The sequence below is a fragment of the Roseibium sp. QJM3NY_11 genome (genome assembly GCF_056173175.1).
Map to the genome: position 1 here is coordinate 1229807 of NZ_CM149660.1, position 15387 is coordinate 1245193.

The following is a 15387-nucleotide window of genomic DNA, read 5'->3' on the forward strand; positions in this document are numbered from 1 at the left end:
CTGCGGATGAATAGCTCCGGAGCAAGGAGCTTCTCATGAAACATTTCTCGCTGCTCGACCTGTCGCCGGTGCCGGAAGGCAAGACCGCCGCCGACGCGCTGACCAACACGGTCGATCTGGCCCGCGCGGCGGAGAAGGCCGGCTATCATCGTTACTGGCTGGCCGAACATCACAACATGCCGGGCATCGCCAGCGCGGCGACGGCTGTCGTGATCGGCCATGTCGCGGCGGCCACGGCAACCATGCGGGTCGGCGCGGGCGGGATCATGCTGCCCAACCATGCGCCGCTGGTGGTGGCCGAGCAGTTCGGGACGCTGGCGACGCTTTATCCCGGCCGGATCGACCTGGGGCTGGGCCGCGCGCCGGGCACCGACATGGCAACCGCCAGGGCGCTGCGTCGCCACATGGCCCCCGAGGACGGTTTCCCGCAGGATGTGGCCGAGCTGATCGGCTATTTCGGGGAGACGCAGGACGGCACTTCCGTGCGCGCCATTCCGGGTGAGGGGACCCATGTGCCGGTCTGGATCCTCGGCTCCAGCCTTTATGGCGCGCAGCTCGCCGCCTATCTCGGCCTGCCCTATGCCTTTGCCTCGCATTTCGCGCCGGACATGCTGGAAGAGGCGCTGGCGATCTACCGGTCCTCGTTCAAACCCTCCGAAACGCTGTCCGAACCCTATGCCATGATGGCGGCCGGGGTCTGCGCGGCAGAGACCGACGAAGAGGCTGTCTATCTGCGCTCCTCGCAGATCCTCGCCTTCGCCCGCCTGCGCACCGGCCGTCCCGGCAAGCTGCCCCTGCCGAGGGATGATCTTTCGGCCGATATCCCCGCGCCGGTGATGGCGCAGGTCAACCACGCCCTGTCCTGCTCGGCGACCGGCTCTCCCGCCACGATCCGGGACAGGCTGCAGGGCCTGATCGAAAAACACAGGCCCGACGAACTGATGGTCACCGGCATGATCCACGATCCGGCGGCCCGGATACGCTCGTTCGAGATCGCGTCGGAGGTGCTGGCGGATTTGCGGGACGTTTCAAAAGTGGCGTGAGCGCCGGGTGCCGGCCGGTCGCGGACCTGACCAGCGATGTCGTTCCGGGGCCGGCTTAGGAAACCTCATGTTCAACCGCGAACGGGTCTGACGAAGGATCTTCGGTCCAGCTGTATTCCGCGCATCTTGCAACGTGTCTTGCGGTTTCCCGGTCGAGAACGCGGGCAATCACGGCCAGGCTCATGTCCATGCCCGCGGACACTCCGGAGGACGTGAAAAATTTCCCGTCCTCGACCCAGCGCGCCTTGCCGATCCAGTCCACCCGAGGACCAAACGGAACCGCCCAGTTGAATCTCATCTTGTTGGTTGTCGCCTTGCGGCCATCGAGAACACCCGTGCGCGCCAGAAGTGCGCTGCCCGTGCAGACGCTCATGACAATGTCCGCCTTTTCGGACGCCGCCCGGATCCAGTCATTGATGGCTTCGTTGACCTCTTCCACCGGCGTTCCCGGACCTCCGGGAACCAGAAGCAGATCATAGTCATCGCTTTCACCGACAAGGTGGTCGACCGCGACCCGCTGGCCGCTCCTGCAGGTGACGTAGCCAGCGGTGTCGCCGACCGTGCTGATGTTGAATTCATTTGGCAACCAGCCGAAAAATTCGAGTGGGCCGAACAGATCCAACGTCTCGAAACCCGGAAAAACGAGTGCGCCAATCGATTTCATCTTGTTTCTCACTTCAGGTCTGGAGGTACGCGCATTCCGGGTGCGCTTTCAGGAAACGGTCGGCCGATGCCGGGTTCCTGACGAGGTGTTCAACAGGACGTATCGGGCGGCGCAACAGTTCTCCGCCGCAGTTCGGGCAGAGATTGTCGAAGTGGGTTTCCGCGCAATCCCTGCAGAATGTGCATTCGAACGAGCATGCGCGGGCGTCCAGGCTTTCCGGTGGCAGGTCGGTGTCGCAGCATTCGCAGTTGGGCTTCAGTTTCAGCATTTTCCTCTCCCTTGACCAGATGGAACATGCGTAGACTAACAGGTCCTTTTCTGGCATAAATGACAAGATGCCCTCGAATACTGCCAAACTGCCGTGAGACACTCCGCTCCCCACACAGTTCTGTTTGTGGTGTTCCCGCATATCAAACTGCTGGATCTTGCCGGCCCGCTTCAGGTTTTCGCGGATGCGGTCGCGGAGCCCGAGCGTGATGTCTACAGGATTGAGGTCGTCTCGATGGACGGCCGGTGCATCAGGACCGATACGCCGGTTTCCATTGCCACGGCGGCGATGGCGTCCTGGGCCGACGCGCAGATCGATACGCTGATCATCGTTGGTGGCAGTGGCGCGCGCGCGGCGGCCCTGGACCCTCTTGTCGTGGACGAAGTCCTGAGGCTTGCGAAAAAGGCGGCGCGCATCGCATCGGTCTGCACGGGCGCTTTCATGCTGGCTGCCTGTGGTCTGCTCGACGGGCGCCGGGCTGTGACACACTGGCGCTCCTGCGATGCTCTCTTGCGGGCGCATCCGTCCGTGCAGGTCGAGACCGACCCGATCTACGTGAAAGACGAAAACATCTGGACATCTGCGGGCGTGACCGCTGGCATCGACATGGCCCTGGCCATGGTGGCCGAAGACCTTGGCCGGCACGCTTGCCTCTCGTTGGCGCGCGAACTGGTGTCATTCGCGGTTCGTCCGGGCGGTCAATCCCAGTTCAGCACGACCCTCGACAGGCAGATGCTGGATGAAACCGGCCGGTTCGACAGCCTTCATGACTGGATCGCAGACAATCTCGACAGGGACCTGCGGGTCGAGGCACTTGCTGCAAGAGCCGGCATGAGCCCGCGAAATTTCGCGCGATCATACACCCGGCAAACCGGCCAGACACCTGCCAAGGCCGTTGAAGGCTTGCGCGTCGAAGCGGCTTGCCGGTCGCTTGAGGAAAGCAGCCAGCCGGTGAGCGAGATTGCTCACCAGTGCGGGTTCGGGGACGACGAACGGATGCGCCGAAGCTTCATGCGTCTGCTTCATGTGACCCCCAGCGACTACCGCCAGCGCTTCGCGCTTGACCGGATAACAGCCATTGGCGAGTGAGCCGCTCAGGAGGGCGGAGGCTCCGGTTCCCGGGCAGGTCGGCATCGTGCCCCGGGCGTTCAGTCCGGTTGCCTGTAAATCCACCATGCCAATGGAATGATCGCGCATTCCAGTGCGGCGTAGAAAATCAGGAGAGGCGAAGGCAGGCCATCAAGGGCGAAGCTGAGCAGCCGCCCGGCGACCAGCCCGCCCGCAAACACCATTGTCGTCAGGATCGCAGCATTCCTGTGCCGGTCCGTGAGGGCGCAGAAGAGCCAAAAAGCCCCGAGCGCCAGATAAAGGCACATCACGGCTCTCAGGATGTGGGCGAAGTTCACACCCGGGTCGGGGACGCCCAGGAAGTTTCCGGCAAACCAGACCGGATCGATTCCATACAAAAGCGCGATTACCGCGACCATGGCGAAGGCCAGGATCAGAAAGCCTTTTTTCAAGTTCATCGTGCACCCCCACATCCCCAGCGAAAAGTCTTTTCGGCCACTATATACATTTTTGTACGCTTTCGGTCCGAACTGGAGCAAGCCGCTCATATGTACCGGCTGCTCGCGGGGTACAGCTGTTTGGTCACGAGGAGGGCGCTGGCGGGCTTGCCGGAAGTATGCTGGTGGCGCGAGCCGGACTGCGTGGCGTAGCCTCGAGCTATCCGGATACAAGTGAAAAACAGAGGATGATCGATGGCTGAAACGCTCGGACTGAACCACCTGGGACTTGCAGTCGCGGACCTGAACAAGACCACGGCGTTTTTCGTCAATGTGCTTGGGTGGCGTGAGACTGCAAGGGACGAGAGCTACCCGCGCACCACGATCACCGACGACCAGATGCGGCTGACCCTCTGGCAGGTCGATACGGCCCGTCCTGTCAACGGCTTCGACCGCCGCGGGAACGTCGGCCTGCATCACCTGGCGCTGGAAGTCGCCAGTGAGGCCGATCTGCTAAAGCTCGCCGACAAGGTGGCCGCCTACCCGGAGGTCCGCGTCGAGTTCCTGCCGGAATTCATGGGTACGGGCCCGAGAAAACACATGATGTTTGCCGAGCCGGGCGGTATCCGGTTGGAACTGGTGTGGATGGGGACCTGACGGAGATCCGGGCATCTGTCCGGATCGGGGGGCTCAGAACGCCAGTTTCAATCCGACCTTGAGACCGTGGTCCTGTGTGCTGGTCCCCATCAGGCCGTTGTAGTCGAGCGATACAGCGGCGCCTTCTCCGAAATCGAACGCCAATCCGGTTTGCAGGAAGGCGGTGTCCCGGTCGAGTGAGGCGCCCGTCACGGCAAAGTCACTGCCACCTTCAAGGGCGAGGGTGGTCTGCGGGGCCGTGTCGCCAAAGGCATGGAGCGCGCCGACGGCTCCATGCGGACGGGCAAAGGCGTCGCCGGCCATGGCGAAGCGGGTTTGAGCCCGCAAGCCAAGGGTGGAGATGCCGGCGACCTCGGAAATTGAAGATGCGGTCAGCGCCGCTGCGCTGCCGGTCTGTTCGATGCCGGCCGTATTGCCGTCGAATGCGCCGTGGATGCGCTCACCGGCGGCATTCGGGCGCAAACCTGTTGACGGGGCATCGTGTTCGGTCAAGCGCTCGTCCTTTCGGCGCAAGGGCGCAGCCCCTTGCGAGGTTTCAAATCATCAAGCTATCTAAGAAACGAGCCGCGGGGCGAGCTATCCGATTCCGGCAAAACGGCGCGAATTGAGGACGCTGCGGCAATCCGTCAACAACTACGTGTCAGCGTCCGAGCGTTGCCGACGGTGTTTCGCCGAACATCCGCCTGTAGTCGCCGGAAAAACGGCCGAGATGGAGGAAACCGTGGCGCATCGCCGCTTGCGTGACCGTGGTGTGCGCCGGATCTGACGCTGCAAGCACGGCGCGAACCTTGTTGAGCCGGCATACGCGGAGATAGGCGACCGGCGAAAGCCCGACATACTCCTGAAAGGCGTAGCGCAGCGTCCGCTCGGAGACGCCGAGCACTTCGCAGAGGTCGATGACGCTCGGCAACACGTCCTCATCGAGGCGATCGTCGACGAAGCGCCGGGCGTCTCGCCCGACCTGGAAGGCACGCATACGCTCGTTGTATGACGGCGCAGGGCAATCTTCTGTCGTTGTCGCGATCTCCAGAACGGTTTGCAGCAGATGACGGCGCAGGTGCGCATGGTTCCCGGTTTCACCGCGCGCGGTCGCTTCGCGCGCGGCTTTTAAACACAGGTCGACCACTGTCCTGAATTCACCGGACCGGCGGCTGGTCAACGGCGCCACCCCCAGTGGCGGGCGCTCCCAGAAAGCCGGGTCGAGCACGCGTGCACTCATCAGAAATTCCTCCTGGCTGAATCCGATGTAGGCGGTTCCGCTTCCGCCGGGAACATGGACGTCGAATTCAGCATTGCCGGGCAGGAAAAAGATCGTGTCGGTCCGCTCGCCGCAGTGTTCGGAAAAACGCGTTTTCGGCTGTTCCGCGCTGATGGAGAGGGTACAGAAATCGGCGGGTGTCGCACCCAGCTTCTGGACGGATACGTCCTGATCCTCCCGGACGAACTGCAGGTTTCCGATTTCCAGTCTGTCGAGCATTGCCACCTTGCAGCCGCCCGACAACTGGACGCATTCCATCTCGACCCAGGGCTGAAGCGAGGCCTGGACTGCGGGATTCTCGATTGTCGCCGAGTGGAACCGCATGCTGCGCGGGCGGGAGCCGTCTTTCGTACCGTTCGCCATGTTCAGATAAAACCGAAAGCAATCAAGTTGGGGCCCCCAAGATCCGGATTGGTTTCCGGACCGTTCTTGTAATTTCTACCATGTCTGCCGGAAATATACGTGTTCGTCAAATTTGCGTGGACCTGCGGCGGCGCGCATTGTCCGGCCACGTTGCACTGCGGTTGCCCGCCTTTCGCAGCCGCAGCGCGATTGCAACAATTCGACATGATTGAAACATACTGCTGCAAATCCGCCGACCTAGCCTCCTGTCGTCGGTCGTGAGGCGGGCTGTCGCGCATTTTCCGGAAATTTCCGGTTGAAGCTTGCGGCGGCAGGGCGTTTCATGGGCGGCAGGGAATGATCCCGGAAAAACCGGGGCGCCTTCAAAGGATCAATCCGCCGTCACGGCATGACCGTGGCCAGGGCGATCCTCCAGAACAAAGATGGAGCATCTTGTCCGCGTTCCTTCGGATGCGGGCAACTCCAAGGGGAAGAAACGACATATGGTTGGGTCGGCCAGCGCTTCGTCGCGTGGGGAGGACACCTTTCCGAAGATCCTGATGCACAATGCACAGGTGTTCGGGTCCCGGACCGCGTTCCGGGAGAAGGATTTCGGGATCTGGCAGAGCTGGACCTGGTCCGAGGTGGCGGAGGAAATCCGCGCATTTTCCATCGGATTGCAGTCACTCGGGCTCAAGGCCGGAGACAAGATCGCCATTGTCGGCGCGAACCGGCCGCAGCTCTATTGGGCGATGGTCGCCGCGCAGGCGATCGGGGCGGTGCCGGTACCGGTGTATGCGGACAGCGTGGCCGAGGAAATGGCATATGTGCTCGGCCATGCGGAAGTGGTTTTCGCGGTTGTCGAGGACCAGGAGCAGGTCGACAAGCTGCTGTCCATGTCGGACGAGGTGCCGTCACTCAAACACGTCATCTATGACGAGGCGCGGGGCCTGCGGGACTACGACCACACCCACCTTCACCATTACGCATCGGTCCAGGACAAGGGACGGGCACTGCTGGGCCAGTCGGCCTCGCTTGCGGGCGAGTGGGAGCAGGGTTTCGCGTCCGGCAAGGGGGCGGACATCGCCGTGATGCTCTACACCTCGGGCACGACCGGGCGCCCCAAGGGCGTCATGCTGTCCTTCGACAATCTGGTGATCTCGGCGCGCAACGGCAATGTGTTCGACAACCTGAATGAAACCGAGGAAGTGCTCGCCTATCTGCCGATGGCGTGGATCGGCGATCACGTGTTCTCGCTCGCCCAGGCCTTCACGGCCGGCTATTGCGTCAACTGTCCGGAAAACATGGACACGATCGATGTCGACCGGCGCGAGATCGCGCCGACTTATTTCTTCGCGCCGCCGCGGGTCTTCGAGACCATGCTGACCATGATCATGGTCAACATGGAAGACGCCGGCCGCACCAAGCGCGCCATGTTCGACTTCTTCATGGATGTCGCGCGCAGGGCCGGCGAGAAGATCCTGAATGGCGAACAGGTCGGCCTCAAGGACCGGCTGCTCTACAAGCTCGGCGAGTTCTGCGTCTACGGCCCGCTGAAGAACCGCATGGGCCTGACGCGGATGAAGGTCGGTTATACCGCGGGCGAGGCGATCGGGCCGGAGATCTTCCAGTTCTACCGTTCGCTCGGCCTCAACCTGAAACAGCTCTACGGCCAGACGGAAGCCAGCGTCTATATCACCCTGCAGCCTGACGGCGAGATCCATGGCGACACGGTCGGCAAACCGGCGCCGGATGTGGAGCTGAAGATCGCCGAAAACGGCGAGGTCATGTACCGCTCGCCTGGCGTGTTCGTCGGCTATTTCAAGAATGACGAGGCGACGGCGAGCACCAAGACGCCGGACGGCTGGGTGCATACGGGCGACGCCGGCATCATCGCCGACAACGGTCACCTGAAGATCATCGACCGGGCCAAGGATGTCGGCAAGTTGACCGACGGGGCCCTGTTCGCGCCCAAATATATCGAGAACAAGCTGAAGTTCTTTCCCAACATCAAGGAGGCGGTGGCCTTCGGTCACGAGCGGGACCGGGTCGGGGTGTTCATCAACATCGACCTGACCGCCGTCGGCTCCTGGGCGGAGCGCAACAACGTCAATTACGCCTCGTATCAGGAACTGGCCGCGCATCCGGATGTCTATGCCATGATCGAAAGCCATGTCGATCAGGTCAACCGGGATCTGTCGCGCGAGCCGATGATGGCGGGTGCCCAGGTCAGGCGGTTCCTGATCCTGCACAAGGAACTTGATGCGGATGACGGCGAACTGACACGGACCCAGAAAGTGCGCCGCAGCTTCATTGCCGACCGCTACGGGCCCCTGATCGAGGCGCTTTACGACGGTTCGGCCAAAAAATACGTCAAGACGGAAGTGACCTTCGAGGACGGCCGCAAGGGCGCGATCGAGGCGACGGTCGAGATCCGCGACATGGCCCGCCATGATGCCGGCCCGGCCACACGGGAGGCCGCCGAATGAATGCTTTTGTCGCCGACAAGGCGCAGACACCGGCAGGTCCGGATGCGGCCGCCGAGCGCGAGGTCCTGCTCAGGGTCGACAACGTGTCGCTGGCCTTTGGCGGGGTCAAGGCGATCACCGACATCTCCTTCGACATCCGCAAGGGCGAGATCCGGGCGATCATCGGCCCGAACGGTGCCGGCAAGACCTCGATGCTGAATGTCATCAACGGCTTTTATCATCCCCAGGAAGGCACCATCACCTGGCGTGGCCGGGAGCGGCGCAAGATGAAGCCTTACGAGGCAGCCAGCCAGGGCATCGCGCGCACGTTCCAGAACGTGGCGCTGTTCAAGGGCATGACGACGCTGGACAACATCATGTCCGGCCGGTCCCTGAAGATGCGCCGCAATTTCTTCTGGCAGGTGCTGTGGCGCGGTCCGGCGGAGCGCGAGGAAATCGAACACCGCAGGAAGGTCGAGGACATCATCGATTTCCTCGAAATCCAGGCGATCCGCAAGACCCCGGTGGGGCGTCTGCCCTACGGCCTGCAGAAGCGGGTCGAACTCGGCCGGGCGCTCGCCATGGAACCGGAGCTGCTTCTTCTGGACGAGCCGATGGCCGGCATGAACCTGGAAGAAAAAGAAGACATGAGCCGGTTCATCATCGACGTGAACCAGGAATTCGGGACGACGATCGCGCTGATCGAACACGACATGGGCGTTGTCATGGATCTTTCGGACCGGGTGGTCGTGCTCGACTACGGCAAGAAGATCGCGGACGGTCCGCCGGAAGAGGTCCAGGCTAGTCAGGCCGTCATCGACGCCTATCTCGGCGTCAGTCACTAACGAAGGGGGTAACGTGATGCTCTACGACATTTTCATAGATCCCTTCGTGCAGATGTACGACATGCCGGATTTCTTCCTGCAGGTTCTGTGGGAAGGCTTCGTCGCCGGGATCCTCTATGCGCTGATCGCGCTCGGGTTCGTGCTGATCTTCAAGGCCTCGGGCGTCTTCAATTTCGCGCAGGGCATCATGGTGGTGTTCGCCGGACTGACGCTGGTGGGCCTTCACGAGAACGGCGTGCCGGCTTTCCTGGCACTCATCCTGACCATCGCGGTGATGGGGGTTCTGGCCTACGGGGTGGAACGGGTGGTGATGCGGCCGCTGGTCAACCAGCCCGAAATCATCCTGCTGATGGCGACCATCGGGCTGACCTATTTCCTGGTCGGCTTCGGCGAGTTCGTGTTCGGCGGCGAGCCGAAACAGATGATTACCGAGGAACTCGGCCTGCCGACCGGTTCGACCGCGTTCGAGATGGGCGAGCGCGGGCTGATCATCCTGCAGCATATCGACATCGCCGCCGCCGTCATCGCGGTGATCATGGTGACGGCGCTCGGGATCTTCTTCAACAAGACCCGCATCGGCCGGGCGCTCAGGGCGGTCGCCGACGATCACCAGGCGGCCCTGTCCGTCGGCATTTCGCTCAACCAGATCTGGGCGATCGTCTGGTTCGCCGCCGGTCTGGTGGCGCTGGCGACCGGCATCATGTGGGGGGCGCGGTCCGATGTCTCCTTCGCACTGGAGATCGTCGCCTTCAAGGCGCTGCCGGTGCTGATCCTGGGCGGGTTCACATCGATCCCGGGCGCCATCGTCGGCGGCCTGATCATCGGTTTCGGCGAGAAGATCGGCGAACTCTACTGGGGGGGTCTTGTCGGCGGCGGTATTGAATCCTGGCTCGCCTACATCATCGCCCTGATCTTCCTTCTGTTCCGGCCGCAGGGCCTGTTCGGCGAACGCATCATCGAGCGGATTTAGAGAGCCTTCCATGACCAGATTGACGCATTCTGTTTGTTGTACAGCGAGGCGACCTGCGCGGAGGGGCGTGCAGCCCATAGCGGTACTATGGGCAAGCGGTCCGACAAAGCAGGCGTCCGCTGGAAACAAACCCGAAGGGCAGGGCCTGTTTGGCCCAATGCCGTCGGGCTTCGCCTCGACCGTGCGACCGGCACGGCCTTCGGCAAACCCCTCGACCTTGAACCAAACCGGCTCCTGCAGAATGCTTCAATCTGGTCACGGAAGGCTCTAACCCATGTTTTATCGCGAAGCCGGACAATTCAAGACCAGCTACAAGGCCGACCAGGCGCTGTTTCCGATCCTGCAGGACCGGATCGGCATGGCCGTCATCCTGATCATTGCTTTCGCGGTCATTCCCGCCTTTGCCAATGATTTCTTCCTGACCTCGATCATGATCCCGTTCCTGATATTCGCGCTGGCGGCGATCGGACTGAACATCCTGACCGGCTATTGCGGCCAGCTGTCTCTGGGAACCGGCGCCTTCATGGGCGTCGGCGCCTATGCGGCCTACAAGCTGACCTCGATCTTTCCGGACGCCAATGTCATCATCATGGTGCTGGTGTCGGGGGTGTTTTCCGCGGCCATCGGGGCGGTGTTCGGCCTGCCGAGTCTGCGCATCAAGGGGCTGTATCTGGCCGTGACAACTCTGGCGGCGCAGTTCTTCCTGGAATGGTGCTTCATCCGCATTCCCTGGCTCTACAACTACAATGCCTCCGGCGCCATCGAAGTGCCGCGCCGGGAAATGTTCGGCTTTATCGTCTCCGGTGCCGAGGCCTTGCCGATCACCCGTTATTTCGTGGTGCTGTGCATCACCGCCGGGCTGGCCCTGCTGATGGCCAATGTTCTGCGCGGACGGATCGGGCGCTCGTGGATGATGATCCGCGACATGGACATCGCCGCCGAACTGATGGGCATCCAGCCCCTGCGGACCAAGCTGATGGCCTTCGCGGTGTCGTCCTATATCTGCGGCGTCGCCGGGGCCATGATGGTGTTCTTCTGGCTGAATGCAGCGGAGCCGTCGTCCTATTCGATCCGGCTGTCCTTCCAGATCCTGTTCATGGTGATCCTGGGCGGGCTCGGCAGCCTTGGCGGCGCGTTCATGGGCGCGGCCTTCATCTGGATCCTGCCGGTGTTCTTGAAATTCGTTCCGGGTCTGTTGGGTATCGACATCGCGGCGGAGACCGTGGAGCATGCCACCTTCATGATCGTCGGCGCGCTGATCATCTTCTTTCTGATCGTCGAGCCGCACGGGTTCGCGCGGTTGTGGCAGATCGTGAAACAGAAACTCAGGGTCTGGCCGTTCCCCTACTAGGCTTGGGGCGACCAGTCTTTTCGTACGTCATCCGGACCCTGGACCAGGCCGGTGAGGAATGGCGCAACAGGTCCGGCGGCGTTTATCGACTTTCGCCGCATGGGAGGAAAAACATGAAAGACTTCAAGCAACTCGCGTTGGGAGCGGCTGTTGCCGTCGGCGTCGGACTGACCGGTCTCATGACACCGGCGGCCCAGGCCCAGGACAGCAACTATGTGCCGCTGCTGACCTACCGTACCGGTCCCTATGCCGGGTCCGGTATCCATATCGCCAACGGCATGCATGACTACCTGAAAATGCTGAACGAGCGCGACGGCGGCATCGGTGGCGTCAAGCTGGAGCTGGAAGAGTGCGAGACCGGCTACAACGCCCAGAAAGGCGTGGAGTGCTATGAAGCCACCAAGGGCAAGGGCGCCCTGGTCTACAACCCGTATTCCACCGGCATCACACTGCAGTTGATCCCGAAAGCCGGTGTCGACAAGATCCCGGTCCTGTCCATGGGCTACGGCCTGTCGGCGGCCGCGGACGGCAATGTCTTCCCGTGGGTCTTCAACGTACCGGACACCTACTGGGACGGCGCGTCGGTTGTGATCAAGTACATCGGCGAGCAGGAAGGCGGCCTGGACAACCTCAAGGGCAAGAAGATCGGTTACATCTTCCTGGATGCCGGCTACGGCCGCGAGCCGATCCCGCTTCTGGAGCAACTGGCCGAGACATACGGCTTTGAACTGCTGCAGTATCCGGTGCCGGGCGCGGAAATGCAGAACCAGTCCTCGCAATGGCTGAACGTGCGGCGCGACCGTCCGGACTACATGGTCATGTGGGGCTGGGGCGCGATGAACCCGACCGCCATCAAGGAAGCCGTCAAGATCCGTTTCCCGATGGACAAGTTCATCGGCGTCTGGTGGTCAGCGGGCGACGATGACGCAGCGGCCGGCGGAGAAGGTGCCAAGGGCTACAAGGCGATGAACTTTTCCGGCGTCGGCAGCGACTTCCCGGCCCTCGCCGACATCCAGAAGCATGTCATCGACGCGGGCCTGAGCTCGACGGACGCGGAAACCATCGGCGGCACGCTCTACAACCGCGGCGTCCTGAACTCGGTTATCATCGCGGAAGGCATCCGCACCGCACAGGAGCTGACCGGGAAGAAGGTCATCACCGGCGCGGACATGCGCATGGGTCTGGAAGCGCTCAATCTCGACGAGGCGCGCCTCGAGGAGCTGGGCCTGAAAGGCTTTGCGCATCCGATGAAGGTGACCTGCGAGGACCATGCCGGCAGCCATCCGGTCTTCATTCAGCAGTGGGACGGCAAGAAGTGGCAGCAGGCTTCGGACTGGATCGAGCCGATGACCGACATCGTCCGTCCGTTGCTGGAAGCAGCCGCAAAGGACTATGCCGAGAAGAATGCGCCGTGGCCGGCGCGGACCGAACCCTGCCCGAACTGACGGCAGTCTGCTCCGCCGCGCGACCTGCGCGCGGCGGAGCCTCTCAGGAGAGCACGGAATGGCATTAGCGGATATGGAACAGAGCGGGACTGACACGGCAGCGGAAGCGGCCGAGACGATCCTTGCGGTCAACAATATCGAAGTCATCTACGATCACGTCATTCTGGTTCTGAAAGGTGTTTCGCTAACGGTTCCCAGGGGCGGCATCGTGGCGCTGCTCGGTGCCAACGGCGCGGGCAAGACGACGACCCTCAAGGCGGTGTCCAATCTGCTCGGCGCGGAACGGGGCGAGGTGACAAAAGGCAAGATCCTGTTCGAGGGAGACGAAGTCCAGGCCCTGTCGCCCAACGACCTGGTCCGCAGGGGCTGCATCCAGGTGATGGAGGGGCGGCACTGTTTCGGTCATCTTTCCATTGAAGAGAACCTGCTCACCGGCGCCTATACCCGCAAGGACGGGCACGGTGCGGTGAAGGCCGACCTTGAAATGGTCTACAATTATTTCCCGCGCCTGCGCGAACGGCGACAGAGCCAGGCCGGCTATACCTCCGGCGGCGAACAGCAGATGTGCGCCATCGGACGCGCTCTGATGAGCCGGCCGAAGATGATCCTGCTCGACGAACCGAGCATGGGCCTGGCGCCGCAGCTGGTCGAGGAAATCTTCGAGATCGTGAGACAGCTCAACCAGAACGAGGGCGTGTCCTTCCTGCTGGCCGAACAGAACACCAACGTGGCGCTGAAATACGCGACCTACGGCTACATTCTGGAATCCGGCCGGATCGTGCTGGACGGGGATGCCAAGGCGCTGCGCGAGAACGAGGACGTCAAGGAATTCTATCTGGGCGTGGGCGGCGAGGGCCGCCGGTCGTTCCGGAACGTGAAACACTACAAACGACGGAAGCGCTGGCTGGCCTGATCGGCCATGACCCGGGGCCGGAAAGGCGGAAACGATCATGAGCGACACCCAGTTTGACGCGCGCGAGCGGCTTGATCCCGCCGAGCGCGAACAGCAGCTTTTTGCCAGATTGCCGGAGCTGATTGGCCACGCAGTCACCAGGGCTCTGGGCTGGGCGGCCCATCTGGCGGGGCATGATCCCGCCGTGGTCACGGACCGGCGCGCGCTCGCAGCCTTGCCCGTTCTGCGCAAGTCGGACCTTCTGGAGCGGCAGAAGGCCAACCCGCCCTTCGGCGGTTTTCTGGCCGGGGAGCTGACCGGTGCCGCACGGGTGTTCATGTCACCGGGACCGATCTGGGAGCCGCAGGCACCCGGGCCGGATCCCTGGAATGGCGCGCGCGCGCTGGTTGCCGCCGGATTCGGGAAGGGTGACGTTGTGTTCAACGCGTTTTCCTATCACCTGACACCGGGCGGGTTCATTCTGGATCAGGGAGCGATCGCGCTCGGGTGCACCGTATTTCCGGCGGGGGTCGGCAACACCGACACGCAGGTGGAGGCGATCGAAGTGCTGAAGCCGTCCGGGTTCGTCGGCACGCCGGATTATCTGAAAGTCCTTCTGGACCGCGGCCGCGAACAGGGCAGGGATGTCTCTTCCATCAGGAAGGCCCTTGTGTCCGGGGGGGCCCTGTTTCCGTCCCTCCGGCAGGACTACGAAGACCAGGGCATCCAGGTCGGCCAGTGCTACGCCACAGCGGATCTCGGCGTGATCGCCTATGAAACGGAAGCGCGTGAGGGCATGGTCGTCAACGAGGACTATATTGTCGAGATTGTCCGCCCGGGAACGGGCGACCCGGTTGCGGAAGGCGAGGTCGGCGAACTGGTCGTGACCAACTTCAACAGTCTTTATCCGCTGATCCGGTTTGCAACGGGCGACCTGTCGCGAATTGTTCCCGGCCAGTCGGCGTGCGGGCGCACCAACATGCGGCTTGCCGGCTGGATGGGGCGCGCGGACCAGCGGACCAAGATCAAGGGCATGTTTGTCGATCCGGCCCAGATCGCCCAGATCGTCGCCACGCATCCGGAGATCTGCAAGGCCCGCCTGGCGGTGGTCCGGCGCGGCGATGCGGACGCCATGACGCTGACAGTCGAGACCGAGACGCAGGAGAACGGTCTTGCCGACCGCGTCGCCGCGACCCTGCGCGATGTGACCCGCCTCAAGGGGGATGTCGAACTGGTCGCTCCCGGCGGACTGCCGAACGACGGCAAGGTGATTGCCGACGAACGGGAGTACAGTTGAACGCCAGGCGTTCGCTGTTCTCAAACGGTCTTCCGGCCGCCCCGGATTTGATCCCGCATGGGCCGACATCAGGTGTCTCAAGCGTCGTTTGACGAGCAATTCGGTTCCGGAACTCGGGCGTGCCCCGTCGTCTCTGGTGTCACCCCGGGCGAAGCGCAGCGAAGACCCGGGCCCCACTCGCCTTTCCTCTTGGCGCAGGCTGCGCTTTCGACGGGCCGCTCTGCAAACGAGTAGGCCCCGGATCTTCGCTTACGCTGCGTCCGGGGTGACCGTGAAGCGAGGAACGGAGCCGTAAGACACCTGAAGTCAGCGCTTGGGGGACTGGATCCGGGGCCTTGAGCTGGTGTTGGTTCAAGGCCGGAACGCCGCCGATTTTCATTTC

The 15387-nt window shown here is 62.6% G+C and carries 15 protein-coding genes; 10 read left to right on the forward strand and 5 right to left on the reverse strand.

All coding sequences use genetic code 11. The features are described from left to right. Positions 1 to 35 precede the first annotated feature (35 nt). Positions 36 to 1043, forward strand: coding sequence for an LLM class flavin-dependent oxidoreductase (locus AC0VX3_RS05625; protein WP_475523892.1), 1008 nt, complete (start codon positions 36 to 38; stop codon positions 1041 to 1043). Positions 1044 to 1098: 55 nt separating this feature from the next. Here the strand turns inward: AC0VX3_RS05625 and AC0VX3_RS05630 are convergent, their stop codons facing one another. Together AC0VX3_RS05630 and AC0VX3_RS05635 are read right to left on the reverse strand one after the other, a co-directional pair. Continuing rightward, entirely contained in the window at positions 1099 to 1707 is a 609-nt protein-coding gene (locus AC0VX3_RS05630; protein WP_475523893.1) for a DJ-1/PfpI family protein, read from the reverse strand. Positions 1708 to 1720: 13 nt separating this feature from the next. Then, positions 1721 to 1975 (reverse strand): DUF1272 domain-containing protein, encoded by a 255-nt coding sequence (locus tag AC0VX3_RS05635; RefSeq protein ID WP_475523894.1) that lies wholly within the window; start codon positions 1973 to 1975, stop codon positions 1721 to 1723. Between the two features lie 93 nt (positions 1976 to 2068). Here AC0VX3_RS05635 and AC0VX3_RS05640 point away from each other — a divergent pair, with 93 nt between their 5' ends. Then, positions 2069 to 3064 carry a GlxA family transcriptional regulator gene (locus AC0VX3_RS05640; RefSeq protein WP_475523895.1) on the forward strand — a complete coding sequence of 332 codons (996 nt, stop codon included), beginning with the start codon at positions 2069 to 2071 and terminating at the stop codon, positions 3062 to 3064. Between the two features lie 59 nt (positions 3065 to 3123). Here the strand turns inward: AC0VX3_RS05640 and AC0VX3_RS05645 are convergent, their stop codons facing one another. Further along, positions 3124 to 3501 (reverse strand): DUF4345 domain-containing protein, encoded by a 378-nt coding sequence (locus AC0VX3_RS05645; protein WP_475523896.1) that lies wholly within the window; start codon positions 3499 to 3501, stop codon positions 3124 to 3126. Positions 3502 to 3735: 234 nt separating this feature from the next. Between AC0VX3_RS05645 and AC0VX3_RS05650 the strand changes: the two genes are divergently transcribed. Next, positions 3736 to 4137, forward strand: a complete 402-nt coding sequence (locus tag AC0VX3_RS05650; RefSeq protein ID WP_475523897.1) for a VOC family protein — start codon at positions 3736 to 3738, stop codon at positions 4135 to 4137. A 33-nt stretch (positions 4138 to 4170) separates the two neighbouring features. Here the strand turns inward: AC0VX3_RS05650 and AC0VX3_RS05655 are convergent, their stop codons facing one another. Both AC0VX3_RS05655 and AC0VX3_RS05660 read right to left on the reverse strand, forming a co-directional pair. After that, a complete protein-coding gene (locus tag AC0VX3_RS05655; protein ID WP_475523898.1) occupies positions 4171 to 4629 on the reverse strand; it encodes an autotransporter outer membrane beta-barrel domain-containing protein in 459 nt (152 codons plus the stop codon). Positions 4630 to 4777: 148 nt separating this feature from the next. Next, entirely contained in the window at positions 4778 to 5758 is a 981-nt protein-coding gene (locus tag AC0VX3_RS05660; RefSeq protein ID WP_475523899.1) for a helix-turn-helix domain-containing protein, read from the reverse strand. A gap of 482 nt (positions 5759 to 6240) precedes the next feature. Between AC0VX3_RS05660 and AC0VX3_RS05665 the strand changes: the two genes are divergently transcribed. The 7 genes from AC0VX3_RS05665 to AC0VX3_RS05695 all read left to right on the forward strand — a co-directional run bounded on the left by AC0VX3_RS05665 (position 6241) and on the right by AC0VX3_RS05695 (position 15005). Further along, positions 6241 to 8226, forward strand: a complete 1986-nt coding sequence (locus AC0VX3_RS05665; protein ID WP_475523900.1) for an AMP-binding protein — start codon at positions 6241 to 6243, stop codon at positions 8224 to 8226. After that, entirely contained in the window at positions 8223 to 9050 is an 828-nt protein-coding gene (locus AC0VX3_RS05670) for an ABC transporter ATP-binding protein (RefSeq protein WP_475523901.1), read from the forward strand. The genes AC0VX3_RS05665 and AC0VX3_RS05670 overlap by 4 nt, the downstream gene beginning before the upstream one ends. A gap of 16 nt (positions 9051 to 9066) precedes the next feature. Then, positions 9067 to 10020: a branched-chain amino acid ABC transporter permease gene (locus tag AC0VX3_RS05675; protein ID WP_342893102.1), complete on the forward strand. Its 954-nt coding sequence runs from the start codon at positions 9067 to 9069 to the stop codon at positions 10018 to 10020. Between the two features lie 274 nt (positions 10021 to 10294). Then, positions 10295 to 11371: a branched-chain amino acid ABC transporter permease gene (locus AC0VX3_RS05680; protein WP_475523902.1), complete on the forward strand. Its 1077-nt coding sequence runs from the start codon at positions 10295 to 10297 to the stop codon at positions 11369 to 11371. A gap of 113 nt (positions 11372 to 11484) precedes the next feature. Next, a complete protein-coding gene (locus AC0VX3_RS05685; RefSeq protein WP_475523903.1) occupies positions 11485 to 12816 on the forward strand; it encodes an ABC transporter substrate-binding protein in 1332 nt (443 codons plus the stop codon). A gap of 58 nt (positions 12817 to 12874) precedes the next feature. Next, positions 12875 to 13729 carry an ABC transporter ATP-binding protein gene (locus AC0VX3_RS05690; protein ID WP_348152078.1) on the forward strand — a complete coding sequence of 285 codons (855 nt, stop codon included), beginning with the start codon at positions 12875 to 12877 and terminating at the stop codon, positions 13727 to 13729. Between the two features lie 37 nt (positions 13730 to 13766). After that, positions 13767 to 15005: a phenylacetate--CoA ligase family protein gene (locus AC0VX3_RS05695; RefSeq protein WP_475523904.1), complete on the forward strand. Its 1239-nt coding sequence runs from the start codon at positions 13767 to 13769 to the stop codon at positions 15003 to 15005. The last annotated feature ends 382 nt before the right edge of the window (positions 15006 to 15387 follow it).